Source organism: Alphaproteobacteria bacterium (genome assembly GCA_002869105.1).
Taxonomy (GTDB): Bacteria; Pseudomonadota; Alphaproteobacteria; order UBA7879; family UBA7879; genus UBA7879.
This window is the reverse complement of sequence record PKTP01000005.1, coordinates 1-24,782: the sequence shown is the minus strand read 5'-3', so window position 1 is coordinate 24,782 and position 24,782 is coordinate 1. Positions and strand designations below refer to the sequence as shown.

The window sequence follows — 24,782 nt, the reverse complement described above, 5'->3', positions numbered from 1 at the left end:
CGGCATGTCCTTGGAGCAAGCAGCATTTTACCATCTTCAAAAGACAGGTGTCCTGGATTCACTGCCAGCTTTGGTTGATAAGATTTATGGTTTGGGTCTGCGGACTTTTATCTTTCATCAAGATAGGGGATTTTTGCAAGAGCTGGACCGCGTGCTTTGGACCTATACGCCGCTATCATTTATCCCGCATGGTGTGTTGGGCAGTGATTCGCCAGAAAAGCTATCTTTTTCCCCCGTTTGGTTGAGCAATGATCTGTCAAAGAGTGATGACTTTGATGTGCTGGTGGCTCTGAGCCCGTATCCTGTTGAAGAGATTTCTGAAAAAATCAAACGCGTTGTAGATATGTTTGATGGCACGCTTGAAACAGACGTTCAGCAAGCACGAGATCGATGGCAGGCGTTCAGCAAAAACAAGACACCGTGTGTTTATTGGACGCAGAGTCTTGAAGGAAAGTGGGAAAAGACCTTTGAAAGAAAGGCAAGTTAGGGTTGTTTTTGGGTTCTAAGGGTGTTTTTTGCACAAAATACAACCAGTTTGTGTTAAATAACGAACTAAATTTATGGAGATTTTTATGGAAAGAACATTATCAATTTTAAAACCAGATGCCGTTGCACGCAATGTGACTGGAAAAATTAACAGTCGCTTTGAAGAAAATGGTTTAAGAATCATTGCGCAAAAACGGATTCAGTTGAGCCAATCTGAAGCTGAAGGGTTCTATGCAGAGTATAAAGAACGTCCCTTTTTTGGAGATTTATGTCGCTTTATGACATCAGGTCCCGTGGTTGTTCAAGTTTTGGAAGGTAAAGATGCCATTTTAAAAAACCGGACATTAATGGGTGCGACCAATCCAGCTGAAGCAGAAGAGGGCACAATCCGCCGTGATTTTGCTGAGTCCATTGATGCCAATGCCGTTCATGGTTCTGATTCTTCAGAGTCGGCGCGCCGTGAAATTAGTTATTTCTTTAGTGAAATTGAAATTATCAGCTAACACATTTATTTGTGAGGTCCGCATGAAAAAAGCAGTGATTAGACTTTCAAAAAAAGCTAAGGCTGCTTTTTTTAGTTGCGCCTTACTCTTGCTGGCGCTTTCTGTGTCGGCGGATTATCAAATGCAAATCTCTGTAGATTCTCAGGGGGTCTCAGCACAACAAGCCAAAGAGCAAGGAATCACTCTTGGAAAGAAGAGAGCTTTTGATACCCTTCTCAGCAGGCTTTTGCCCAATAGCGAGCTTGAAAAGACAAAGCAGATCGCTGTTGATCCTGAAAAGTTCTTGGTGACATACCATCTTGCGCAAGAGCGCGTTTCGTCTACGCGATACAGAGCCGATATTTCCTATCAATTTGACTCAAAGCGCCTCTATTCTTTCTTTCATATGAATCAACTTTCATATTTGGATGCGATGATCCCTCGCTTTATCGTATTACCTTTGATTCGACATGAAAATCAGTTGAAGTTTTATTGGCCAGCTCTGGATATTCTGCGTGAAATAGAAGTTAGATACCCACTTTTGGACTTTCTTTTGCCCTTGGGGGATTTGAATGATGATCATCTTTTTGATGATCAGGCGCAAACAGCCCAGTCATTGTTTGGAAATTTGAATAACCGATATGGTCTGTCATCAACGCTTATTATCATTTTTGATGTGAGTAAGACGCTTGGGCGGCATTCTCACCCACACAATGAAGAGGGTGATTTTAAAGATCAAAAAAACACAGCTGAACAGGAAGAATTAATACTTAATAGAATTGTCATCAAACCCTTTGGATTGATGGACTTCGAAAGTTTGGTTTATCAGCTGCGGGCCCCAGATCCGTTAACCATTGATGTTATTAAGCAGCATCTTGGTAAGATTTTCCCAATGTTGATTGGCAACTGGTTTGACAACCATTTAGTTAAGGTGACAGCGCCCGGGAATTTTTTATATGAAATAAAAATTGATGGACTGAAATCTATGACAGTGCAAACCGATGTTTTGGAAAAAATGCCAAGGATGGATCAAATTCAGTTAAAAGAGTTTGATGAGAAAAATATGGTTGTGGCTTTGATTTACCGAGGTGACAGGCAGGATCTTGAGCGCGAATTGGCAGCTAAAAATATTTTATTTAAAGCTTTGAATCAGTCTCTACCTGCCTTTGAAGGGAATGAGATTTAGGAGGGGTGTCATGATTGCAAACATACTGACGATGCTCCGAGTGATTCTAACACCATTTATTATCGGTTTTCTTTTACATCACTATACCCAAACAGCTTTTTGGCTTTTTGCGATTGCTGGCATAAGTGATTTTTTAGATGGATATGCTGCGCGTTTCTTTAATCAAGAAACACAGGTTGGCAAAATACTTGATCCCGTTGCGGATAAAATTTTGATGATTAGTGTTATGGCAACGCTTAGCTGGATGGCGTGGATGCCATTATGGCTGTTTATCATGGTGCTACTTCGTGATGCGTCAATTTTAGCGGGGTTTTTATATTTAAAGATACGTAAAAATGATGTCGAAATCCGCCCGCTTAGAGTGAGTAAATTCAATACATCTTGGCAAGTTTTGACCGTGATCATCCTTTTGTTTGGTCGTATGTATGAGGGTTTTTCAGAAGTTTATATTGAGAGTGCTATTTGGATATTAGCCTTTACAACTTTAATTTCCGGGGTGTGGTACTTGATTGTCCTTCGGCAAACGCTTGTAAAAGAAAGGCTTACCTAAACAGGGCTTTTAAGATAGAGAATATCAAGATTAATGAGATCTTTTTGATTTGAATGTTGAAGCCAAAATTCTGCGAGCAGTCTAGCGTTTGGTCTTAGAATGTGCCATTCACAGGCTTCTGGCATTATTGTTTCTGGTTGATCCCTGTCACTGATGATTTTTTTAATATTTTTATTTTTTATAAAAGCATTTACATCTTCGTTATTAATGATTGAGTGGGACCACTTTCCATCGATGATATGTCCGGCATAAAAACTGTGACACTTGGTATCGAGTAAAAAAGCCGATTTTGATAACGGAACCTTGTTCTTTTCAAGGGATGAATGTAGCGCTTCAAAACTGGTCACTCCATAGAGTGGTGCGCCGGATGAAAGGGAAAGGCCTTGGACAAATGCCATACTACTTCTAAGGCCTGTGAATGATCCTGGTCCACGGTTCACAATATAGGCATCAATGGTATTGAGAGAGCAATCAGATTGTTTAAGAAGGTCTTCAAAGCGGCTAACTGTTTGTGCTGTACTTGAGTTTTGAAAGGAAGTTTGAATATCAAAATGTGTTATGCAAGCACGATCTTTAAACAGAGCCATGCTGAGTATATTTTGGCAGCTATTATCTATGGCAACGATTGTCGGCATCAGTCTAGATTTTTTGCATTAATAAGGGAAACCGCCATATTAAAAACGTCTTCTGGCGTTTCGGAGGTGAGATCTAAAATATGAGCATCGGTTGCTGGTTTTAAAGGACTTTCTTGTCTTTTCATATCCCGTAGGTCTCTGGTGATGATAGAGTGATAAATATCTTCATAGGTAATGATCTGATCTGTCATCTGTAGCTCAAGGTAGCGGCGACGGGCGCGCTCTTCAGGATCAACAATCAGATAGAATTTGATATCTGCGTTTGGAAAAAGAACAGTTCCAGCATCTCTGCCATCAATCACGCTTCCATGTTGAGTTTTATTTTCTTCAATGAGTTGGTGGCATAGGTCTTCGAATAAAGTCCTGATATGTGGAATTTGTGAAATTTCAGATGCTTTTTGGGCAATGGCTTCCGTGCGGAGATCTGGATTAGATAAAGAGGAGGCAGTGATATTTTCTTTGAGGGTTGATCTCTCTTTTGGATCATCAAGAACTCGATCAGGGTGATCAACAATGTATTTTGCGATACATCGAAAGACAGCGCCGGAGTCTAAATGAAAGAGAGAGTAGTGGTGGGCTAAGTTTTTGGCGAGCGTTCCTTTGCCGGAAGCGGCAGGACCATCAATGGCAATCAACATATATTATCTACCAGTTGTTTTAATGGTCGGAGTGGCGGGATTTGAACCCACGACCCCCACACCCCCAGCGTGGTGCGCTACCAGGCTGCGCTACACTCCGACACAATTATGCTGAACTATACTTATAGGATCGGGGTTTGACAAGAAAATACAGTAACATTTTGTTTAATTGACTCAGAATGAGGTTTGTGGGTTTCAGGAAGGGGGGAAAGTGGTAGCGGAGGAGGGACTCGAACCCCCGACACGCGGATTATGATTCCGCTGCTCTAACCAACTGAGCTACTCCGCCAAGGAAAGCGTTTTTTGTTCTAGCGCTTTAGACGCTCTGATGTCAAGCTTTATGCTTGAAACACATGCCTCTTTTTGACGTTTCATAAAGCAGAGGAAAAACTTTTGACAAGGGTTCAAAAAAGTGCCACTCTAAAATAAGTTAAGTTCAAATAACAGGGAGATTTAAATGGTTGAGACTCAATACCTGCTCAGTAAAGTAAGGCCACCAAGAGTACGGATTACATATGATGTTGAAATTGGGGATGCTATAGAAATGAAAGAACTGCCATTTGTGGTAGGCGTTATGGCTGATCTTTCTGGTGATCGTGATCCATCTGTTAAGATAGCACCTGTTAAAGAGAGAAAATTCGCTGAAATTGATCGCGATAATTTCAACACAATCATGTCTAAAATGAACCCGCGGGTGACTTTTCAAGTTGAAAATCACTTGAGTGGGCAAGGACGGTGACATGATGAACCTTGAGCTTAAGTTTAATAACATTGATGATTTCGATCCTGTGCAGGTTCTAAAGCAAGTGCCACAAATGGCTGATCTATACAGAACAAGAACTATGCTTCGTGACTTGTTGACGCGCCTCGATGGCAATGATGAGTTGGATGAATTGCTGACCAAGGTTCTAGAAACGCCTGCAGATCAAAACAAAATCAAAACGGCACTAAAATTGGATCAAGCCCCGGCTGGTGAAGATGCGCAGCCGAAAAGCAAAAAATAATCAATAAGTTTTAGAGGTTAGGGGAGATACTCATGGCAGACGATAAGGCGACAGCCACACAAAATAAAGATATCTTAAACGCCATCATGACAGATGGGGGGTTTAGTTCGGAATCCTTCTGATCAAGATTATGCAAATAATCTTGTTGGAACCTATGTAAAAGAAGTTCTGGCTCAGGACAAATCTGATGCTGTTCCTTCTGATGCGGTTGCATTCATCAATCAAAAGATTAGTGAAATTGACCAGATGCTCTCAACGCAGCTGGATGAAATTTTGCACCACGATAAATTCCGTGCCCTTGAAGGCTCTTGGCGTGGGTTGAACTATTTTGTGATGAACACAGAAACATCGACGCAACTGAAGATTCGTGTCTTGAACCTTAGTAAAGAAGAGCTTGCTAAAGATCTTGAGAAAGCCGTTGAGTTTGACCAAAGTAACTTGTTTAAAAAAGTTTATGAGCAAGAATACGGTACATTTGGGGGGAGTCCATACTCATGCTTGCTTGCTGACTATGAATTCACGTCAACGCCTGCTGATATGGAAATTGTTAAAGACCTGTCAGGGGTTGCTGCGGCTGCCTTTGCACCGGTTATTACGGCTGCTGCGCCAAGCATGTTTAACCTTGGATCATACCAGGAACTTGGTAAGCCCCGTGATTTAGCCAAAATTTTCGATTCTTTGGATAAGATTAAATGGAACTCTTTCCGGGAATCTGAGGACTCAAGATATGTTGTAATGACACTGCCACGCGTGTTGATTCGTGAGCCATACGGGCCAGACACCAATCCGGTTGAAGGATTGAACTATACTGAAACCGTTGATGGCTTGACTGAAAACACGTTCACTTGGGCTAACTCTTGCTACATGCTTGGAACCAAAATCACAACAGCCTTTTTTGACTACGGTTGGACGGCTGCTATTCGTGGTGTTGAAGGCGGGGGTCTTGTTGAAGATCTACCGGTTTACACCTTCCATACAACGGATGGAGATTTGGCCTTGAAATGTCCAACAGAGATTTCAATTACGGATCGTCGTGAGAAGGAATTAAGTGATCTTGGGTTCTTGCCCCTTATCCACTGTAAAGGAACGGATAAAGCAGCGTTCTTTGGCGCACAAACAACACAAAAGCCTAAGGTTTACAACAAAGCTGAGGCGAATGCGAATGCGAACATCTCTGCTAGAATCTCATACATTTTAGCTGCGTCTCGTTTCGCGCACTACATTAAGGCGATTGTTCGTGACAAGATTGGTTCATTCTTGACCAAAGATGATTTGAAGAATTATCTGCAAACTTGGGTTGCCAATTATGTTCTCCTGAACGAAAACGCCCCGCAGGAAGTTAAGGCACGATTCCCACTTAGTGAAGCACGGATCGATGTATTTGATATTGAGGGAGATCCAGGGAATTATAAGGCCACTGTCTTCTTAAGACCTCACTTCCAACTTGAAGACTTAACTGCTTCAATTCGGTTGGTTGCAACATTGCCTAAGGCGCCAAGTTAATCTTGGAGAAAAGGAGCGTAAGTTATGTCAACATACTTTATTAAAAACTCCATCGTTCAAGGGAGTGCCAAAGTAAAAGACTATATCAAGGCCGTTGCAGCCCATGATGTTGGATCTTTGAGTGTTACGAATAACCCCCTTCCAAACCGGACCGGTAACAGGATGCAGGGTAAGAAGCCAGACTTCGGCCCCATGTATTGGCAAGGCCAGTTGGGAAAAGACACTGTCACGTCTTTAAATGCATTGGGGTTGGGAACGAATCTTGGAACTATTGAAATTATCAAGGTTCAGTCAGATGGTCACAATAATGTTGAAGAGATAAAATATACTCTCGGGAAGCTCAATGGCGCAACATATGCCATCAATTGGTCGCTCTATTATGATGCAAACTCATCCTCAAAGTCAGGAAATGGCATTATTTATACGCTCGAGGTTGTGACCAATGGCATCGAAATTGAATCGAATGCCGTGGATCAAGATCAACAGGCTAAAGGTAAAGTTTCAGCTGGTTTGAGTCGACTTAATAGACAAGCAGTTCAATCATAGAGAGAAATTTAGGGGAAGCGATATGGCTACAGATGTTTAAAACCGCGGAAATGAAATGAGCAATAACGATGAGGTTTCAGTTAACCGTTCCGAACAATGCTTTCTCAGCATGGAAGGTATTAAAGGGCCTGTTACATCTATTGTGCCTGGCGCTTTTGCAGTTCTTCGCTACTTCATTAATTTTTCACGGGATGTTCAGGTTGCTGAAACAGGGCTTCTACAACCCGGTGGAACGTTGACAAGCTATTATTTTTCAGCTGTTATTCCACCCCCAAGTACACTTCCAACCCTGCAACAAGATTGCTTTAGTGGAAAGTTGTTGAAGAAAGTTGAAATCGTAAACTATGCAAATATCAACGCTAATAATAAAGAAATTTCAAAAATAACTTTGGGAAATGCTCGGTTAAGCCTTGTGACATCTAATTTTGATCCTGATAATATTGGATCTAGTATGAGTTCAAATGACGTTTTTGGCGCTACATCAGACCGGGAAGCGAATAAAAGAATCTTTCTTGATGTCTCTCAAAGGTTCCCCAACACCAGTGCGATTCCACATGTGTTGCTTAAGTATGCTTTTGAGACGTTTGATTTAACGGTTAATCACTTTCATGATGGTGGGGATGCCTCTGGTAAATCTGCTGTGCTCGTGGACTTAAACAAAAACACGTCTAAAGCATCTGGTTAATAAATGGCTCTGATCAAGACAGGGCATAACAACAAAGTCGCATACCGACCCTTGTTTGATCGTTTTAATGCTCACTCTGCGCGAGTTGAGGATTGCTTTCTGCTTTCGCGTGATGACTATTTGTTATCTATCAATGCCGCCCTATCAAATTTGCTGAACACCCGTTGTCATATTAGTGAGGATGACTACAATTCATTGCGCCCAGAAGATTTAACTTATGGTATCCCCGTTTTATATGGATTACCCGACTTTTCATACTACGACCCCATGAACCATCTTTCCTGGCAAAAACTTCAACGCTACATCAAAAATGCCATTCACCTGTTTGAGCCTCGCTTTGACGTCAGCCACATTGAAGTGGACCATTTTAATATCAATACGCAGGTGCTGACGTGCAAACTTGAAGGTTGGGTCAATTACGCCGAAAAAAGAGAGTTAATTTCCTATTCGGTGGGTATGGATACGCCGAATCGCTCATCCTAAAATTAAGCCAGTTTTAATTTGTTTCCCTGCGCACTCTATTGTATGATTAGATTTGTTTGAGGGAGCGCGATCATCCTATGAAAATTGATAAAGAACAGCTAGCGTATTATGAACGTGAGTTACAATACTTACGTAAGAGTGGTGCTGAGTTTGCGCGTCAACACCCTAAGGTTGCAAGTTCTCTTGGGTTAACGCCGACATCATCAAGTGATCCACAAGTTGAGCGGTTGATTGAATCTTTTGCTTTTTTAACCAGCACGCTTCAACGTAAGTACGATGATCAATTTCCAACCTTTTCTCAAACAATGTTGGGGGTGCTCTATCCCCAATTGGTAGCGCCGATTCCCCCCATGTCGATTGCTCAATTTGATATTGACCCCAGTAAAGGAAAAAGCACAACAGGCCAAACAATAGCTAGGGGAAGTAATCTGTATGTGCAGACTGATAAGGGAGTTCCTTGTCGTTTCCAGAGTTGTTATGACCTGACCCTATGGCCATTGAGTGTTGCTGATGTCCGTATTACACCAGCTGCTAATTATGACTTCCGGGATTCTTTTTGCCCCTATCCTTATGTTTTGCGGATCAGACTCAAAACGCAGGCTAAGAAACTGCAAGAGTATGATATTCGGTCCCTCTGCTTTTATATTGATGCGGATCATTTTATTGCAAACTGGATGTTTGAGTGCTTGTTTTTAGAAAACAATACTTATGCAACTTATAATCCCGCACAAGAAAGCCATCGTATTATGCGCGGGGAAGAAATTGTTGAGCGCGTTGGATTTAAGGAAGAGGAAATGGTTTTGCCAACTTATCCTCAGGCGCCGTCTTCTTTTAATTTGATTCAAGAATATTTTGCTTTGCCGCAGAAGTTTATGTTCTTTCGCCTCAATCAACTTGATTTTAGTGGCTGTGATGATGAAGTGGATCTGTTGATTCCAATGACGAGCTATGATGATTCCCTAAAGAAGAATCTGCAAATTACAACAGATAGCATTAAGTTAGGCTGCACGCCTGTTGTTAATTTTTTCACCCATTTAACTGATCCGATTGATTTTAACAAAAGAGCGTTGTTTTATCCATTAACTGCTGATGTGCAAAAACAGCGATACATGGAGATTCATACCGTTGAAGAGGTCCACCAAACCATTCGCGGATCAAAGGATGTTAAAAAACTCTCACCTTATTTTTCCTATGATCATGGCGATGTAACCAACCAGCAGAACTACTTCTATCATCTTCAGCAAAATCCAGCCATTGATTCTCCTGGCACAAAAACAGAAATTAGCTTTGTTGATTTAGGGTTTAACAAGCAAACGCCGAAACATGAGACGATTTATGCCAAGGTGAAGTGTACCAATAGAGATTTGGCGCATTCTCTGAGGCCAGGCACGCGGTTATATGGTGAAAAGCCGCTGCCGGTAAGTCAGGTGTCTCTTATCACGCAGCCCACAGCTTCGATCTATAACCCCGGAAGTGGCAACTATCATTGGCAGCTGATTTCACAACTAACCACAGATTATGTTATTTTAGGAGCCAAAGATAATGATGTGGCTGTAAAGGTTGTTAAAGAATCTATTAATGTCTTTAAGCGACAAGTTTCCCATGCCATGATGACCGATGGGAGTGATATTATGCGCTTTAGCACCCATGATATAGTTCGTAGAATTGGCCGCGATGCCTGGCGTGGTTTTTTAAATGGAGCTGCCTATCATATCACTTTCTCTGAGGCTAGTTATGCCAAGAAGGATGTGATGGGTTTTTCAGCTGTCTTAGATCATTATTTCAAAAATTTTAGTTACACCGTTTCATTCACTGAGCTGAGCGTTTTTAAGCCTGACGAAGAAAAAGTTTGGAAAGTATGGCCCGTTCAAAAAATATAGCTTTTGTCAGTGTCTATGAGGACTTAGCGCTTCAACCTAATAAATACACTTTCCTTGCGGCGGTGAAGCTTTTGCGATTGGTTTTGCCCGTTGATCGACGTACATCCTTTCAATCAAATCTTAAATTTTACTCTAACATTGAGCAGCGCCTTTTGGGCCCTGATATCGCCTCCATTCAAGTGGATCGTGAAAACCTTAAGATGGTGATCAACTCTTTTGGTATTGATGTTTTAAATGGTCCCCTGCCAAGAGCTTACATGGATAAAATCATTGAAAACGTCGTTTATGGCGATGGTTCTCTGTATGATTTTTTATCTATTTACAACAATCGCCTCTCGCATCTTTTGTACGAAACGCATAAGAAGTTTAAAGTCAGCTTGAATGCGGGGTATTCTGATCAATCCCCTTACGGATCCTTTCTAAAATCAGTGGCGGGCGCTTATGAATTTTATCCCTATGAGAAAACCCTGCCGCTGCGTTCTCTTATGTCCTATGCGCGTCTTTATTGGTGTCGGTCGGGAAATGGACTGCGGGTTATTTTAAATGATTTCTTCAAAATGCCGACAGGGGTTACGTTTTGCACAGGACAATGGAACAAAATCCCGGAGAATATCCGCACGAAAATTGGAGGGGTAAAAGCACGCTATCAAGCTTTAGGAAAAGAGGCCTCATTGGGATCACGGTTTTGGGATCAAGAAAACAAATTCAATATCCAGTTTGGGCCTTTGAAATTAAAGCAATATAGTCGATTCCTGAAATCTGGAGATTTGTATCCCATGTTGTGTGACCTTGTGCGTTTTTATAAGAAAAAACAGCAATCCTTTGATATCACATTAGAAATTGAGCCGTCAGAAGTTACTGAAACAAGATTGGGACAAGGACCAGCGCTTGGGTGGACCTCTTGGCTTAAATCAAAGGATCTTGCTCAGAATACACGTTCTAATACCCTAACGGCTTTAGGCGTTTACAATCCATCCGATCTGGATGATTGGTATGCTCAACATCAAACATTATACGTGTATTAACGATGGCTCAGTTTCAGCTTAATCATAATGCCAACACCTTTATAGAAATTGACAGCCCGTTTAAGGATGATGTTGTCTTGATTAGAATTGATGGCGGTGAATGTCTTTCTGAGTGCTTCAGTTTTCAGTTGGAACTTGTCTCTAAGAAAAACAACCTTTCTTTTGATTCTTGTGTCGGTCGAGATATCACGGCTACCATTATGGGCGATAAAGAAGAGCAAAAGCGCTATGTCAACGGTGTTGTCAATCGATTTGAACAAAGAGCGACGTATCTTGCTGAAACCAATGATGAGTACACCCTTTATTATATGGAAATTGTCCCACTGCTTTGGTTCCTGAAAAAAATGCGTATTGCCGTGTGTTTGAGGCTTTAACGTATCAGCAAATCATTGAGAAAATTTTGGGCGATTATAAAATTAAATTTCAGTACGCCGTTTCAACTGAGGGTAAGTTTATTAGAGATCTGACCATCCAGTACAACGAAAGTGACTTTAATTTTGTAAACCGCCTGCTGGAGGAAGAGGGTGTTTATTACTTTTTTAAGCATGAGCAGGGAAAACACACGATGATTATTACCGATCAATCAGATGAGTTTATTTCTGGGTCTCATGAAGCCCTTAATTTTATTGGACCAGGGGTTACAAAAGATCATGTGACCGGGGTGACGGATATCAGCTTGGTTTCTCAAGTTGTGCCTTCATCTGCGGCTGTAGATGATTATAATTTTATGACGCCAGATAATGATTTAATAGCACAATCTAAGGCAGAAGACAGCCAGGGAGGAACGGTTTATCATTATCCAGGAAAGTATTGGGATTTTACTCAAAAAGATGGTGAAGCCATTGCTAAGATCCGGCTTGAAAAAGAACAGGTCCAAAAAATTAAATTAAGAGCCCAAACAAGCTTGCCACAAATCAGTCAAGGATACTGGTATGAGTTTCAGAACCACCCCCGAACAGATTTAAACAAGCTTCCTTGGGTTGTGGAATCGGTTAAACATCATGCAGAGTTAAAGGCTAGCTTTCATGATTTGGCACCTCATGAACGATGGAAGCCTCAGCCAATTTCTTATCAAAACCATTTTTTTGCATTTGATAAAAAGTTCAACTATCGACCTGCCCTTAAAACACAAAAACCAAAAATATCGACTCAAACGGCTGTTGTGATTGGTAAGGAAAATGAGGAAATATGGACCGATGAATATGGCCGCATTCATGTTAAGTTTCATTGGGATGCGCGCGGTGACTATGAAGATCAAACATCTTGTTGGGTGCGAGTGATGATGCCCTGGTCTGGAAATGATTGGGGAATCCGTTTCACCCCACGCATTGGCCAAGAAGTTGTGGTGCAGTTTTTAGAGAGCGATCCAGATCACCCAATCGTGACGGGGTGCGTTTACAATGATGATAATCGCCCGCCTTACTTACCGGATAGTCCAACTGTTAGTACGATTAAAACGAACTCTTCTCCTGGCGGCGAGGGGTATAATGAAATTCGTTTTGAAGATAAAAAGGAAGAGGAGCAGCTTTTTATCCATGCCCAACGTGACATGGATACGTTGGTGGAAGCCAATCAAACAGTGACCCTGACCGAGGGTGATCGCACGGTTACTCTCCATGCCGGTAATTATACGCGGACGCTTGAGAAAGGGGATGAGACGATCAGTCTGGAAGAGGGAAGTCGTTTGGTTTCCATTAAAGGTGGGGATGAGACACATGAAAACGAGCAAAACTTTACCCACACGATTAAGCAAAATGATACGCGGAAGGTTGAAGGAGATCAGAGCGAAGATGTTACTGGCAATGTAACGCAAAAAATTGGGGGGAATTATTCTCAAGAGATTACCGGCAATGCTGCCATTAAAGTTGGGGGCAATTATCAATTGCAAGTAACCGGCGATATTGAAATCACTGCAACGGGTGCGATTAAAGTCAACACCACGGCTGGCTACACACTTATGTCTAGTGCCAATGTTGAAGTCACAGCGGGGGCTCAAATCATGATGACGGGGAGTGCGGGCGTGGCTGTGACCAGTGATGCCGTATTAAGTTTAACCGGAAATGCCACGGCGCAACTTACAGGGACAGGTATGTGTGAAATCGTTGGTGGCATGGTAATGATTAATAGTTAGAGTGTGATTTATGTCAATAAGCCCAGACCTTTTACGCCAAATCCGTGAACAGTCAAAAAAGAAGAAAGCTGCAAAGCCTTCTCAGAAAAGTTCTGATTCTTCTCAAGGGGGGGAGGAGAAAAAAGCACAGGATGTAACCGTTCAAACCATTAAAGATTCTCAGGGACGTAAAGTTCAAACGATTACCTTGAAAGGCGGTGTCAAAGAGGGGGCTTATACAATCTATGATCCTGAGACGGGCACCGTTAAACAGAAAATGACCTATCATAATAATGTTCTGGATGGCCCAATGAAAGCCTATGATCACAAGGGACAGTTGATCTTTCAAGGGCAATTTTTAAAGGGCAAGTTGCACGGACCAGCAAAGCAATTTGAGCATAATCAATTAGTCGGGACATATACATTTGCTCAAGGTAAACAGCAAGGCGTGAGTGAGATTTTTAAAAACGGTCAGAAGGTTACCTCAATCTCTTATGAGAAAGGGGTGATGTCTGGTCCTTTCGAAGTGTATCAGAATGGCAAGTTGGCTAAGAAAAATATCTATAAAGATGGCGTGTTGGACGGTGTGTCTGAAACGTATTATCCGAGCGGTGAGTTATTGCAACAAGCTTTGTACGAAAAAGGGAGCAGTGTGGGGGAAGAAAAGAAATTTTATCAAAATGGGGCTGTTATGCAGGTGACTCAATTTAAAGATGGCAAACCTGTTTTGATGCAACAGTTTGATCAAAAAGGAAAACTGGTGAAGGAAAAAGAGTTTAATCCTTGACCCTGTTTTAATGTTAAAAGTAGCTGGTCTGCTCTTGTTGGTATGGGATATAGATTTTAGAGTGATCTGAATCCAAATCACCTTTTAAGAAGGCCTCTTTTTAGTTAGAGGCCTTTTTTACATCCATTGACTTTGGCAGGCATAAATCCAATGCCCTGGGGTGTGGGGATCGGGTTTTAGGCAGTGGGCGCAAATGCCGCCCATCATGCATTGCAGAGGGCCACCAAGTTTGCGATGGATCTGCACTCCACTTATCTGTGCTTGATGCTCCACCGCTTTTGTTAGCTGCGGATCAGAAATCAGAAGATCTGTTGGATCTTGAGTGCTTAAATTGAGAGAACGGGGGAAGAAGTAATTGAAAATCTGAGACATGTTATTTTCGGCTTTAATATCTTGGACTTTTACACGGTCATAACGGGCCAATTTATTTTCTTTCTCTAATGCTTTCATGATTGAAAGGAGATAGTAATCCGTATCTTCAACCATGCACTGTACCTGAGCGTTTTCTGTTAGCTTGAGCGGTTCACCAACGGGGCCCATGAGAAAGATGGCTTCAGGATGTTTTGACCTTGTTTTGCCTCTAACAATCGCATTAAAGGTTCCCGCTTGATTATCGATATTAAAAGGGCTGATGGCTTGCCCCTTTAGGTCATGGTGCAAACTGCCCTCATAGCTTTGAATTTTGAAAAAGTGCCCCAGTTGATACTGTTTGAGATGGCTGGGAGCATGCACAGTGAGTTGAATATGATCGACTGCTATTTGCTCAGACTTGATCAGGGTTGCTTGAAAGGATTGGGCATAGTCTTGAAGATTGATGGGTTTTGAACCTGTTGATATTTTAAGCAAACGGTCAATTTGAGGGGCTGCATACTTAGCGCTCGCCAAGGCCTTGACAACGCTGCCTTGATACGTGGGATGAAGATCTCCCAAAGCTGTGACAGCTTTGGCGGGTGAGAAAAAAGTAATGAAAAAGGGTTGAGGATCTTTAGGATTTTTTGTGGGCGTCTGGATTTTTTGATCAGCGTCCATCCATTGCAAAGGGCGGCTCTTTATTTTAGCTGAGAGATTAATATCATCTGTGATGGCATTGGTATTTGGCTTTGTCCCCAGGGCCAGAAAAAGGGTGCGCGTGTTGAGTTGCTCTTGCTGACCAGAGCGTTGATTCAACACCGTTATATTCTGGAGGGTATCTCCCGCGCTATGCCATGAGATGAGCGTTTTTTGATCTTGGATTTCGATACCTTCTGCAAGGGCGTTGGCAACTTCAGGACGACTTTGACGGTAAGAGGGCGCTTGCGGAAGATCGCGGTGGTACAAAACAGTAACGCCGCCCCATGCCTTCAATAGCTTTTTCTTTTCTGTAGCGGTTGATGCTTTTGCCAATTCCCTGGCGTGAAGACAAAAGATTGCAAGCTGATCTTGGGGGATGTGTTGGACGTGGTCTGGATTTTCTTTTAAAGCCTTGGTGATAGCTGCCACTTGAACAGGATATGCAGCAAGTACTTCTGTTGCGGTATCGATGGCTGTCAGGCCGGCGCCATAAACGTATGCAGGTAGGGTGAGGGGGTTTTTGATCAACGTTTCCGGAAGAGGGCGTTGATGCAAGCCCATCAAAAAATCCACGCCCATGCGAACCCCTTTGGGCCAGGTTGTGGTGGACAAAGTTTTGGGTTTGCCTGCCCCTGTGCAAAGCGCAACATGATCAAACCCGTGATCGATTAAATTTTCAATAGAGAGCGTTTTGCCAATGCGAATCCCATCCAGGTAATGATAGCGTGAATGGCGCTCAAGGATGAGACGAACAAGCATGAGAAAATTTTTATCCCAGCGAGCTGTGATGCCATATTCAGCAACGCCGCCAAATCCTTTGATCTTTCGGTGTTCGAGGTTTTTAGTAAGTGTAGACCACGTTTGAATAAGGTCAAAATCGTTCTGACCTGTGCCGATAAGGTGAGTGGGCAAGGGATCAACCTTCAATCCTTCAAAGAGCATCACTTGATACCCTTTTCTGAGCATTTCATAACCAAGGCCTATTCCAGCTGGCCCCATGCCCACAATGGCGACGGACTGAGAGTGGGGCGGCAGCGGAAGAGGAGTTAGATGAAAAGGATTCCATCGGGTCAACAAGCTGTATATTTCAACCCCATAAGGGAGTGAGAGAATATCAAGGAGCAAGCGAGTTTCCCCTTGCGGAATATTAACGGCGGTTTGATTTTGAAAAATACAACTTTTTTGACAATCGTTACAAATGCGATGCCCTGTTAAAGCCAGCAGTGGGTTGTCTATCATGACGATTGCCAGGGCTGTTAATAGATGGCGTTGTTCCATCAGCTCAAACATTTCAGAAATTTTTTGATCCAGGGGGCAGCCAGGCAAATCATCTTTTGAGGTGAGAGGCGTGGCCAACCCTTTTCGGCAGCTATCTTTCTGGCGCGTGTGACACTTCAAGCAATAGCCTGCTTCTTCCATGGCATAGGGTGAAAGCTGAACGGGGTCGGTTAGGTCAAATCCTTGGCGGGCGCGTTGGCGCTCAACCTTTTCTGACCAAATGCCGTTGCCATTGTTGGGGAGAGGATCAATAGCTTTATCCAGAAACCGCCAAGAAGGAAGAGAATGATAATCATGGCGCAGCTGTGGATAGAGCATGAAGTATATGAACTGACCGTGCCAGGGTTCTAGGTTCTTTTCCCCGGCGGTCAAAACAAGGGCCGCAAAATCTTCAAGGGAAGGCAGAGAGCTTGGGCTATAGGGGCTGGGAGCCAAGATGTCTGCAAGGGGTGGAAGGTGTGCGGGTTTATCTTTTTTGAGAATAAAGCGTTGGATGATCTTTTTACGAAAGTCAGCAACGATGGTTTCAGAGAGATAACGCTGTTGGAGATGGTGATAGCTTTCTTCAATACCAAATAGATGCGTGATGAAAGATTCAAAGACAGTCGCTTGTTCATCTTTGGGCAGATTATCTGCGTGCTTATGGTACTGTGCATGAAGATGCTCAAGGCCTTTTGATGAATATAAGTGTGAGGGGGTGAGGTGAGAAGTAGTCATAACCTATGGCTGTGTGCTAGTATGCCCTTAACATATATTTGTAAATAATGACTTACCCTACACCAAATGACTTTGATGTGAAAGATCAAGTGGTTTTTCTGCGAGCAGATTTGAATGTGCCTCTTGATGATCAAGGGCGTGTGACGGATTTATCGCGGGTGCGGGCGATTAAGCCAACTCTGGACTTCTTGGTTCAGCGGGGCGCCCGGATTTTGTTAGCATCACATTTGGGTCGCCCCAAGGGCGTTGCTGATCCAAAATTGTCGATGGGGCACGTTCTGCCCGGCCTTAAAGAGGTGTATCCTGATTATGATTTTCAGTTTGTTACCAGCACTGACCCTGCACAGTGGGGGATGGAAGCTAAACATTTAAACCCAGGACAAATCTTGGTTTCAGAAAATCTGCGGTTCTATCTAGGAGAAGAGCAGGGAGATCGGGCCTTTGCCACCCAATTAGCAACTGGCGTTGATTTATATGTGAGTGATGCTTTTGCCTGTGCTCATCGATCTCACGCTTCCATTGTTACACTGGCAAAACTTCGACCCGCTATGATGGGATTTTTGTTTGCCCATGAAATTGAAACGTTGACGCATTATCTGCGCCCGGCAAAAAAGCCCCTGACAGCGATTATCGGCGGTGCGAAAGTATCGACTAAGATTCGGTTGCTTGAAGCCCTTGTTGACAAGGTGGATGCTTTGGTTGTGGTGGGGGCGATGGCCAATACGTTTTTCCTGGAGCAAGGTCTGTCCGTTGGGAAATCTTTGGTTGAACCTGATTTTGTTGACCAGGCCACACGTCTTCGAGAGAAAATATCCAATAGTCCGTGCCAGTTTTTTTTGCCAACTGATGTGATGGAGGCCGATTCAATAAATCCGAATGCTTTAACCCGTATCTGTGATATTGATGATCTTCAGGAAGAAGATATTGTTGTTGATGCTGGGCCTGAAACCATCGACATGATAAAAAAGCAAATTGAAAAAAGTCAGACCGTTGTTTGGAACGGGGCTTTAGGCATTGCGGAAATTGAGGCCTTTGCCACTGGAACCAATGAAATAGGCCTATTTTTGGCTGATGCGACCCAAAAGAATAAGTGTGCCAGTATTGCAGGCGGGGGGGATACGCTGGCAGTTCTAGAAAAGGCAGGCGTTGCATCTGGCTTTACCTATTTGTCAACAGCTGGCGGTGCTTTCTTGGAGTGGCTTGAAGGCAACAGTCTTCCAGGAATTCATGTCTTCGAGGCCCGATGAAACAAAATTCACTTGACTTTAGTGTTACGCTCAAGTTGGTTGTTTGATGAATAGAGAAACAATTATGTCTCCGAAAAATTTAACAAAATATCCAACCGCAAGCTTTCGCGAGCTCTTTGTTATTTCGGGCCCGATTATTTTGGGTGTGTTGACCGGACACCTCATGCTGCTTGTGGACCGCTTATTTCTGTCACGCTATGCTGTAGATGCTATGAATGGCGCAGCTGTTGCTGGAAATGCTTCCTATGCTTTGTTGCTTATCCCCTTAGCTTTATGTGCCATCAGTGAAGTTTTTGTTGGTCAGTATAATGGCGCGGGTGCTTACCATGAAACAGGCAAAGCAACCTGGCAAATGATTTTGGTTGCGCTCTGCTCAACTTTTCTTTTTGTGCCCAGTGCTTTTTATATTGCGCCGCATTTTATTGACAGTTCGCAACATGTCTATGCACTCCCATACTTAAGAATTTTTTTAAGTGGGGGGGCTTTGTTATGTTTGTCCGCTGCTTTGAATGGGTTTTTTGTTGGGATTGGCCAAACCAGAATCTCTCTCTATTCGTCATTGGTTGGAAATGTTGTCAATATTGTTTTGGATCCATTGCTGATTTTTGGGTATGGGCCCTTTCCCAGTATGGGCGTTCAGGGAGCTGCCCTGGCAACGCTCTTGGGAGAAATTGCCATTTGTTTGTTTTTAGGATTTCATTATTTAAAACCACAAATACGCCATAAATTTAAAACCCTGACGATGAAGTTTGACGCTCATATTATGAAGGAAAGCGTTAAAATTGGTTTGCCGTCGGCTATTGGTCATACCGTTGAGGTGTTAGGTTGGACGATGCTTCTTTATTTTTCCTCTCAGCAACGCGATGTCTTTTTAACGGTTTTTATCGTGGGACAAACTATTTTTATCTTTTTTGTGTTTTTCACGGAGGGGCTTGAAAAAGGAACCACGGCGATTGCTGCAAATTTAATTGGCTCGAAACAAAGTGCTTTAATTCCCAAACTTATTGCGTCAGCATCTAAACTGATAACCTGTTGGCTGCTTGTTTTGTTCCCGATTATGGTTATTTGGCCTGAGGTTATTTTAGGCGTTTTTGAAATCGACCGGGCCCGCTTTATTTATGGCTCTGAAATTTACACCCAGAGCATATGGGCCTTGCGTTTTGTTTGGGTGTTTATGCTGGTTGATAGTTTTGTTTGGGTGCTTATTGGTATTTTGAAATCTGCAGGGGATACCATTTTTACTATGATTGTCAATCCAACATGTGCCTTCCTGTTTGGTTTTATTCCGTGTGTGGTTCTGATGAAAATGGATCTCATTAGCCCGTCTAATCAATGGCTGTTTATGATCTTTTATGCTGCGATGAATTTGATTTTCTTTAGCTATCGTTACCGATCAGGGAAATGGAAGAAATTAGACCTTGGCAGAAAAAACCAACCAGACCTTGGATAACCCAGTATTAGTCTAAATCTTCTGCTAAAATGTCAAAGATGTCTTTGTACGATTTGGTTCGAAGTATTGATAATCTGCAAAAAGGGATGACTTTTTCTAAATAATTCCAATCATTAATTTTTGCACCACTGATATCAAGTTGTTTCAGTGTCGAAAAAAAAGGGCCTATATGCCAAATTAAGCGCAAGGTATGAAGATGACTTTTGTCTGGAATAATTTTTTCAACAAAAGCGCGACGGTGAGCTAAAGGCACATGGGAAAGCGATTCTACAATCATTCTTGTGATGCTAGGAAAGCCATTTTGGTGCATGTCGTCTCTCGCGTCGCTGCTTATATTTTCATGAAATTCTTTTGCTAATTTTAATAAAGATTCTTTCTCATCTTCACGTGCAAAACGTTCAAGTAAAGCAATTCCTCTTAAACTATGAACATCTGGATGTGAAGGCTCAACTTCTGTCATGAAATCTGCAGCTCTTTTTAGCTCTTGTAGAGAATCATCAGATGAGAGAGGTTTGGTAAGGACCCCTCGAGCAAATGTCTCAAGGTGTGGGAATAGTTCTTTTTCTTCATCGCTAAACTCCTTAAAAGAGCTGAGATGCCAGGTCTCTACGCTGAAATCTATTGGAGCATAAGCCTCAGTTCCAGAATAGATTGAAGATAGCTTTCTAATGCATTCGAGAAAATCATCAGTTGGCGGTAACTCATCGGGAGAATAAGTATAATCTTTGTAGGTGAGGACTGTATTACACAACCTATATTGCCGCGTGCGATCTCCAAATTTTGCGAGGCTTTGTATTGTGCCTGCTAATATGAATGCCTGCCATGACGGCTCAGCTGTTTTTGGTAAAAGGGGTTCAAGTTTTTTGATGAGGCCGTTGAGATGTTTTTTTTCAGGAAAGAGGAGGTTATGTGCGCTTCCATAATCGATTTCAAGCCCGATTTCATACCAGGTTCTATATTCGATTCTACCGCTGATTAAGTGGAGTTCAACGTCTGAAAAAAGAGGATGATTCTTTTCTTCTGGGTAACCCGGCATTGAATATAGATTCATTTTTGTGAGGAGCAAAAGAAAAAAGCAGAAAAGGTATTTCATTGTCATTTTTTTTAGGTGTTTATTATACAATTTTAAAAGTGGATGCAAGGGTGGGTGACGCATTTTCTGATTTAAAGTGGCTTAATATAAGTAAAAATTAAGCAAAAACAAGTAACAAATCATATTAAATAAAAATTTTAAATAAAATTGTTGACATTGAATTATTGACCATATATGCATGGACTCATACTGATTGAAGTATAACTTTCTACAAATCCTTTTCCTTTTTTCCATATTATTCAGAGATAGATCTGCTAGATTCCCACAGCATGGCTGTGAAGTTTTTTTTAAGGATAACGTTGGTTTTTCGCCGTTGCTAGGTGGATGCACGGCCCCTACGTGGCAATCTCTAGATCTTCAAATTTATTATCAAGCACCAGAGCAGCAACAAAAACCGGCGGGGTTGTTTGGCTGTATAGGATAAGGAGCCCATTCCCCATTCCATCCTTGGTAAGGAAAGTTGCATGCTTTTGGACAGTTATTTTTTGCGTCATCTTCATTTGTTATTGGCGTTGATGTGTTAGCGACTTGGACGGATCCAGTAGGGGAGGTGCAATTTGCAGCATATCCAGCACCAGGACCAGAGCCGCGTGGTTTGGTTCCAACCTTTTTGGCGGTGACGGCATGAATCAAATGTAAGGAGGCAATAGAGATGAGGAAGAAGAATAAAAGTTTTTTTGAAAAATACATGATTTATTTCCCTGTTTTTTTAAAGCTTAGCTCAAGAATGCCAAGCTGTCTAGGTGGGAACTTCCCGCTTAATGACAGAAGCGTGTCACGTCGGCATCATATGCCGCACCGCTTTCACCCCTTTTTTAACACCCTTTTCAATTTAACCAAAGGAGAGACATATGTCGCACATCAAGCATAGCATGGCTGTGCAACCTTTAACCCTGAAGTCCATTACGGAGATGGGTCACTTTACTGGCTATGCCAGTGTTTTTAATGTGCCAGATCAAGATCAAGATCAAGATATCATTTTGCCTGGTGCATTCAGCGATTCATTGCAGCGGTACCACAACAAAGGTAAACGCCCCAAACTGCTTTGGCAGCACGATAGAACAGCACCGATCGGCCAGTGGACGGAAATCATTGAAGATGCCCATGGCCTGAAAGTGACGGGCAAGTTGTTGTTGGATGTGGCCCAGGCCCGCGAGGTTTATACCTTGCTCCAAGAAGGCGAAATTGATGGCTTGTCTATCGGTTTCATCAGCCAGAAACATCAACCCAATGGTGCGGGGGGATTCACCATTGAGAAGGTGGATTTGCTGGAAATTTCTTTGGTGACCTTTCCCGCACATCACCAAGCGCAGGTGCATAGGGTGAAACACCAAGCGCTGAACAACACTTGTCATCCATTTAATCAACAAAAGGAGATCATAGATATGACACAAATACAAAACACTGAAATACAAGAAAGACCAGCTGTTGCGATGACGCACAAGCAAGACAAAGAATACGGCTTTGCTTCGTTTGTCCGCTCGGGACAGGGATGGCACCAAAAGGGGTTGACCACAACTGCAGATGCCAGAGGGGGACATTTAATTCCAGAGATTCTCCATGACAAACTGCTGTCGGACATTGAAGCACTTTCGCCTTTAAGAAAATTAGCGCGGACGATGCAGATTTCGTCAAGCTCTGTTGATGTGCTTTTGACGCACTCCATCGCGGATGCCGGTTGGGCCACTGAGTTAGATGATCGTGCTGAGACAGAAGCAGGAGAGATCAGTAAACTTCGCATCAATGTTCATGAAATTTATGCCAAACCCCGGGCAACGCAAAAATTATTAGATGATGCCAAGGTTGATGTGGAAGCCTGGTTGATTCGAGGCGTGGCCGATCGAATGGCTCGCATGGAAACAGCCGCGTTTGTAAATGGGGATGGCAACAATAAGCCAACGGGGTTTTTAAGACATCAACGCTGTGACATCGCCGAGCATAATCCACAAGCCATTGGCACTTTAAACTCTGGTGTGGATGGGGATTTCCCCGAACAAAAACCAGCGGATCTTCTGATTGATTTGATGCAAAGCCTTAAAACCAAATATCTCCGCGGTGCCTGTTGGGTGATGTCCCGCTCAGCCATGGCGGCGGTACGGAAGCTGAAAGATCCGGCAACAGGTCATTACCTGTGGCAACCGGGCCTTGGTGGGTCAGTATCAACACTCTTGGGATATCCGGTTGAAGTTTGCGATGAAATGCCGGCTTTACAAGGCGGACAAGCCGCAACAGCCATTGCTTTTGGAAACTTCCAGGAAGCTTACCAAATCGTTGATCGTAGTGGTATGCATATTCTCCGTGATCCATACAGCGCTAAACCCTACGTTGAGTTCTATATCACCAAACGGACGGGTGGCGCAGTGGTCAACCCGGAAGCCTTGAAACTTTTGAGTTTCCAAACGTAACAAGACATTAAATACAGATAGCGCCTTTCAAGCAAGCGATCCAGGTCAATCCTGGATTTTTTTGTTTGGGGCGCTTTTTTTATGAAAGGACACCCCATGATTAAGATATTGGATCCACCGGCCCAGCCAGCGGTTTCCGTTAATGATCTCAAAACTTACCTGCGCATCAGCCATGATCAAGCAGATGAGATCTTGATGCAGGCGTTAACCGCCGCTCAGGAAAATCTTGAATTAAAACTCAATCTTAAATTAATCACCCAACGCATTTGGGCTACCTGTGCCGGTCGGCCTGTGATGCAGGGAAGTAGCAAGATGAAGCAAACATACAGGGGCGCGGTTGAGAAGATGATTGCCATTCCCATTGCCCCGGTTCAAAAAATTTACGCTGCGTGGGCCATTAAAAAGGGCCAGGAACGAGAACTTGATCTCACCACTCTTCAGCAAGAGCAAGAAGGAGAGCGCTGTCAAATCAGAGCCAACCTTCAGCCTCTCGAAGTTTTGAAAATAGAAGCCAAAGTGGGCTTTGGCCTGAATCCAGCAGATGTGCCGGGATCGCTGCGCATGGCAATTTTGATGCTGGCGCAAAGTTATTATCGAGGCGGTGTGGGACTAAACCTGGATGCATTGAAGGAGCTGCTGCTCCCCTTTATGAAGAGGGGGGTGTGATGGCCATAAAAATAACGCCTTTTGATTTAATAGACCCCATCACCGTGATTCATATGGATACGGACCGATGGGAACTGATAGCTGTTTTTAATGCCTGGGCAGCGGTTCGAGCCATCAGGCCCAGCCATGAACGATTGACCTACTATGCCGAACAAAAACAACTTCGGGCTTCCTACCGAGTTTGGACCGAGGGACGCCAACCCTTGGAACACCATCATTTGATTAAGTGGCGGGGCCGCTTTTTTGAATTAGCGTCAGAGCCAGTCCAGGATTCAGAAAATCCGTGGATGTATTTTGTCATGCAAGAGGTGCGATATGATTTATCCAACTATCTTGAAACTTAAAGAAGAGCTGGCGGAATACTTTCATCTACCGGTTTATCTGCAGGTGCCGATGAAAGCCAAACGCCCTTATGGAACGCTGGTTGTTGAAAATGTGACTGTGGGACAAGGAGGCTACCACCAACAGATTATGATGGAGGGAATCATCACAATTTGGTTTGATGGCTCGCAAGCGGCGATGGAACAGCGCCTGCTGGAGCGGTTGAGAGACCTATCTCAGGTGTCCATTGAAGATATTGAGGAATCGATGCAATTTTTAGCAGGGCCGACAGTCAAGATTAAGTCTATCAAAGAGGGCGGAAGGGGGTATCAAATTCAGTTGAGAGGACGGAGAAAAGGATGACGTTTATTGGAAGGAGATTGCCACAGTCGTTTCACTCCTTCGCAATGACGGTAAATAAAAACCACCGCCGCCTCGCAATGACGACTTTTATACACGTCATCCTGAGAAGCGCAGCGGCGTGAGGATCTAGGTTGAGGAAGGAGATTGCTGCGTTGGCCCAAAGGCCTCCTTGCAATGACGAACGGACGAGTT

22 protein-coding genes, 2 tRNA genes and 2 pseudogenes are annotated in these 24,782 nt (G+C 43.1%); 20 read left to right on the top strand and 6 right to left on the bottom strand.

The window, feature by feature from the left end; genetic code table 11:
- Positions 1-4 precede the first annotated feature (4 nt).
- The 4 genes from C0582_02485 (at position 5) to C0582_02470 (ending at position 2,704) form a co-directional block, all read left to right on the top strand.
- Positions 5-487: a hypothetical protein gene (locus C0582_02485; GenBank protein PLX29873.1), complete on the top strand. Its 483-nt coding sequence runs from the start codon at positions 5-7 to the stop codon at positions 485-487.
- Positions 488-566: 79 nt separating this feature from the next.
- Positions 567-989 carry a nucleoside-diphosphate kinase gene (locus C0582_02480; protein PLX29942.1) on the top strand — a complete coding sequence of 141 codons (423 nt, stop codon included), beginning with the start codon at positions 567-569 and terminating at the stop codon, positions 987-989.
- Positions 967-2,154, top strand: coding sequence for a hypothetical protein (locus C0582_02475; protein PLX29872.1), 1,188 nt, complete (start codon positions 967-969; stop codon positions 2,152-2,154). The genes C0582_02480 and C0582_02475 overlap by 23 nt, the downstream gene beginning before the upstream one ends.
- The gene (locus C0582_02470) at positions 2,144-2,704 is read left to right on the top strand and encodes a CDP-alcohol phosphatidyltransferase (protein PLX29871.1); all 561 of its coding nucleotides are present in this window, start codon (positions 2,144-2,146) and stop codon (positions 2,702-2,704) included. Before C0582_02475 ends, C0582_02470 begins: the two co-directional genes overlap by 11 nt.
- On the opposite strand, the gene tsaB is transcribed toward C0582_02470, so the two are convergent.
- The 4 genes from tsaB to C0582_02450 all read right to left on the bottom strand — a co-directional run bounded on the left by tsaB (position 2,701) and on the right by C0582_02450 (position 4,266).
- Complete coding sequence (gene tsaB / locus C0582_02465; protein ID PLX29870.1) at positions 2,701-3,339, bottom strand: tRNA (adenosine(37)-N6)-threonylcarbamoyltransferase complex dimerization subunit type 1 TsaB; 639 nt, start codon at positions 3,337-3,339, stop codon at positions 2,701-2,703. The two genes, C0582_02470 and tsaB, sit on opposite strands and share 4 nt — an antisense overlap.
- Positions 3,339-3,977, bottom strand: coding sequence for a (d)CMP kinase (locus tag C0582_02460; GenBank protein PLX29869.1), 639 nt, complete (start codon positions 3,975-3,977; stop codon positions 3,339-3,341). Before C0582_02460 ends, tsaB begins: the two co-directional genes overlap by 1 nt.
- Before the next feature lie 23 nt (positions 3,978-4,000).
- A tRNA-Pro gene (locus tag C0582_02455) sits at positions 4,001-4,077 on the bottom strand.
- 112 nt (positions 4,078-4,189) lie between these two features.
- Positions 4,190-4,266: transfer RNA gene (locus C0582_02450), tRNA-Met, on the bottom strand.
- A gap of 168 nt (positions 4,267-4,434) precedes the next feature.
- Here C0582_02450 and C0582_02445 point away from each other — a divergent pair.
- The 10 genes and pseudogenes from C0582_02445 to C0582_02400 all read left to right on the top strand — a co-directional run bounded on the left by C0582_02445 (position 4,435) and on the right by C0582_02400 (position 14,000).
- Positions 4,435-4,981 (top strand): annotated as a pseudogene (locus C0582_02445) (type VI secretion system contractile sheath small subunit).
- A gap of 32 nt (positions 4,982-5,013) precedes the next feature.
- Positions 5,014-6,484, top strand: a pseudogene (locus C0582_02440) (type VI secretion system contractile sheath large subunit).
- A 24-nt stretch (positions 6,485-6,508) separates the two neighbouring features.
- Positions 6,509-7,030, top strand: a complete 522-nt coding sequence (locus C0582_02435; GenBank protein PLX29868.1) for a hypothetical protein — start codon at positions 6,509-6,511, stop codon at positions 7,028-7,030.
- 55 nt (positions 7,031-7,085) lie between these two features.
- Positions 7,086-7,715 (top strand): hypothetical protein, encoded by a 630-nt coding sequence (locus C0582_02430; protein ID PLX29867.1) that lies wholly within the window; start codon positions 7,086-7,088, stop codon positions 7,713-7,715.
- Between the two features lie 3 nt (positions 7,716-7,718).
- Positions 7,719-8,198 (top strand): type VI secretion system baseplate subunit TssE, encoded by a 480-nt coding sequence (locus tag C0582_02425; GenBank protein PLX29866.1) that lies wholly within the window; start codon positions 7,719-7,721, stop codon positions 8,196-8,198.
- A 77-nt stretch (positions 8,199-8,275) separates the two neighbouring features.
- Positions 8,276-10,078, top strand: a complete 1,803-nt coding sequence (gene vasA, locus C0582_02420; GenBank protein ID PLX29865.1) for a type VI secretion system baseplate subunit TssF — start codon at positions 8,276-8,278, stop codon at positions 10,076-10,078.
- Complete coding sequence (locus C0582_02415) at positions 10,057-11,103, top strand: type VI secretion system baseplate subunit TssG (protein ID PLX29864.1); 1,047 nt, start codon at positions 10,057-10,059, stop codon at positions 11,101-11,103. Before vasA ends, C0582_02415 begins: the two co-directional genes overlap by 22 nt.
- A gap of 2 nt (positions 11,104-11,105) precedes the next feature.
- Positions 11,106-11,477, top strand: a complete 372-nt coding sequence (locus C0582_02410; GenBank protein PLX29863.1) for a hypothetical protein — start codon at positions 11,106-11,108, stop codon at positions 11,475-11,477.
- On the top strand, positions 11,432-13,234 hold the full coding sequence (locus tag C0582_02405; protein PLX29862.1) for a type VI secretion system tip protein VgrG: 1,803 nt from the start codon (positions 11,432-11,434) through the stop codon (positions 13,232-13,234). Before C0582_02410 ends, C0582_02405 begins: the two co-directional genes overlap by 46 nt.
- Positions 13,235-13,244: 10 nt before the next feature.
- A complete protein-coding gene (locus tag C0582_02400; protein PLX29861.1) occupies positions 13,245-14,000 on the top strand; it encodes a hypothetical protein in 756 nt (251 codons plus the stop codon).
- A 117-nt stretch (positions 14,001-14,117) separates the two neighbouring features.
- Here C0582_02400 and C0582_02395 read toward each other — a convergent pair whose 3' ends face one another.
- Positions 14,118-17,045 (bottom strand): hypothetical protein, encoded by a 2,928-nt coding sequence (locus C0582_02395; protein ID PLX29860.1) that lies wholly within the window; start codon positions 17,043-17,045, stop codon positions 14,118-14,120.
- A gap of 47 nt (positions 17,046-17,092) precedes the next feature.
- On the opposite strand from C0582_02395, the gene pgk reads away from it, so the two are divergent.
- A complete protein-coding gene (gene pgk, locus C0582_02390) occupies positions 17,093-18,292 on the top strand; it encodes a phosphoglycerate kinase (protein ID PLX29859.1) in 1,200 nt (399 codons plus the stop codon).
- A gap of 46 nt (positions 18,293-18,338) precedes the next feature.
- Positions 18,339-19,742, top strand: coding sequence for a hypothetical protein (locus C0582_02385; GenBank protein PLX29858.1), 1,404 nt, complete (start codon positions 18,339-18,341; stop codon positions 19,740-19,742).
- 7 nt (positions 19,743-19,749) lie between these two features.
- On the opposite strand, the gene C0582_02380 is transcribed toward C0582_02385, so the two are convergent.
- Entirely contained in the window at positions 19,750-20,898 is a 1,149-nt protein-coding gene (locus C0582_02380) for a hypothetical protein (GenBank protein PLX29857.1), read from the bottom strand.
- Between the two features lie 788 nt (positions 20,899-21,686).
- Between C0582_02380 and C0582_02375 the strand changes: the two genes are divergently transcribed.
- The 4 genes from C0582_02375 to C0582_02360 all read left to right on the top strand — a co-directional run bounded on the left by C0582_02375 (position 21,687) and on the right by C0582_02360 (position 24,590).
- A complete protein-coding gene (locus tag C0582_02375; GenBank protein ID PLX29856.1) occupies positions 21,687-23,240 on the top strand; it encodes a hypothetical protein in 1,554 nt (517 codons plus the stop codon).
- A gap of 81 nt (positions 23,241-23,321) precedes the next feature.
- Entirely contained in the window at positions 23,322-23,906 is a 585-nt protein-coding gene (locus C0582_02370) for a hypothetical protein (protein ID PLX29855.1), read from the top strand.
- Positions 23,906-24,250, top strand: coding sequence for a hypothetical protein (locus C0582_02365; protein ID PLX29854.1), 345 nt, complete (start codon positions 23,906-23,908; stop codon positions 24,248-24,250). Before C0582_02370 ends, C0582_02365 begins: the two co-directional genes overlap by 1 nt.
- Positions 24,222-24,590 carry a hypothetical protein gene (locus C0582_02360; protein ID PLX29853.1) on the top strand — a complete coding sequence of 123 codons (369 nt, stop codon included), beginning with the start codon at positions 24,222-24,224 and terminating at the stop codon, positions 24,588-24,590. The genes C0582_02365 and C0582_02360 overlap by 29 nt, the downstream gene beginning before the upstream one ends.
- Positions 24,591-24,782 lie beyond the last annotated feature (192 nt).

Excerpts from the sequence above, each read along its gene's own strand:
- vasA (PLX29865.1), top strand. The coding sequence starts at position 8,276 with ATGAAAATTGATAAAGAACAGCTAGCGTATTATGAACGTGAGTTACAA.
- C0582_02375 (PLX29856.1), top strand. The coding sequence starts at position 21,687 with ATGTCGCACATCAAGCATAGCATGGCTGTGCAACCTTTAACCCTGAAG.
- C0582_02385 (PLX29858.1), top strand. The coding sequence starts at position 18,339 with ATGAATAGAGAAACAATTATGTCTCCGAAAAATTTAACAAAATATCCA.
- C0582_02460 (PLX29869.1), bottom strand. The coding sequence starts at position 3,977 with ATGTTGATTGCCATTGATGGTCCTGCCGCTTCCGGCAAAGGAACGCTC.
- pgk (PLX29859.1), top strand. The coding sequence starts at position 17,093 with ATGACTTACCCTACACCAAATGACTTTGATGTGAAAGATCAAGTGGTT.
- C0582_02415 (PLX29864.1), top strand. The coding sequence starts at position 10,057 with ATGGCCCGTTCAAAAAATATAGCTTTTGTCAGTGTCTATGAGGACTTA.
- C0582_02485 (PLX29873.1), top strand. The coding sequence starts at position 5 with ATGTCCTTGGAGCAAGCAGCATTTTACCATCTTCAAAAGACAGGTGTC.
- C0582_02380 (PLX29857.1), bottom strand. The coding sequence starts at position 20,898 with ATGCGTCACCCACCCTTGCATCCACTTTTAAAATTGTATAATAAACAC.
- C0582_02370 (PLX29855.1), top strand. The coding sequence starts at position 23,322 with ATGAAAGGACACCCCATGATTAAGATATTGGATCCACCGGCCCAGCCA.
- C0582_02365 (PLX29854.1), top strand. The coding sequence starts at position 23,906 with ATGGCCATAAAAATAACGCCTTTTGATTTAATAGACCCCATCACCGTG.
- C0582_02395 (PLX29860.1), bottom strand. The coding sequence starts at position 17,045 with ATGACTACTTCTCACCTCACCCCCTCACACTTATATTCATCAAAAGGC.
- C0582_02430 (PLX29867.1), top strand. The coding sequence starts at position 7,086 with ATGAGCAATAACGATGAGGTTTCAGTTAACCGTTCCGAACAATGCTTT.
- tsaB (PLX29870.1), bottom strand. The coding sequence starts at position 3,339 with ATGCCGACAATCGTTGCCATAGATAATAGCTGCCAAAATATACTCAGC.
- C0582_02410 (PLX29863.1), top strand. The coding sequence starts at position 11,106 with ATGGCTCAGTTTCAGCTTAATCATAATGCCAACACCTTTATAGAAATT.
- C0582_02435 (PLX29868.1), top strand. The coding sequence starts at position 6,509 with ATGTCAACATACTTTATTAAAAACTCCATCGTTCAAGGGAGTGCCAAA.
- C0582_02360 (PLX29853.1), top strand. The coding sequence starts at position 24,222 with ATGATTTATCCAACTATCTTGAAACTTAAAGAAGAGCTGGCGGAATAC.
- C0582_02400 (PLX29861.1), top strand. The coding sequence starts at position 13,245 with ATGTCAATAAGCCCAGACCTTTTACGCCAAATCCGTGAACAGTCAAAA.
- C0582_02470 (PLX29871.1), top strand. The coding sequence starts at position 2,144 with ATGAGATTTAGGAGGGGTGTCATGATTGCAAACATACTGACGATGCTC.
- C0582_02425 (PLX29866.1), top strand. The coding sequence starts at position 7,719 with ATGGCTCTGATCAAGACAGGGCATAACAACAAAGTCGCATACCGACCC.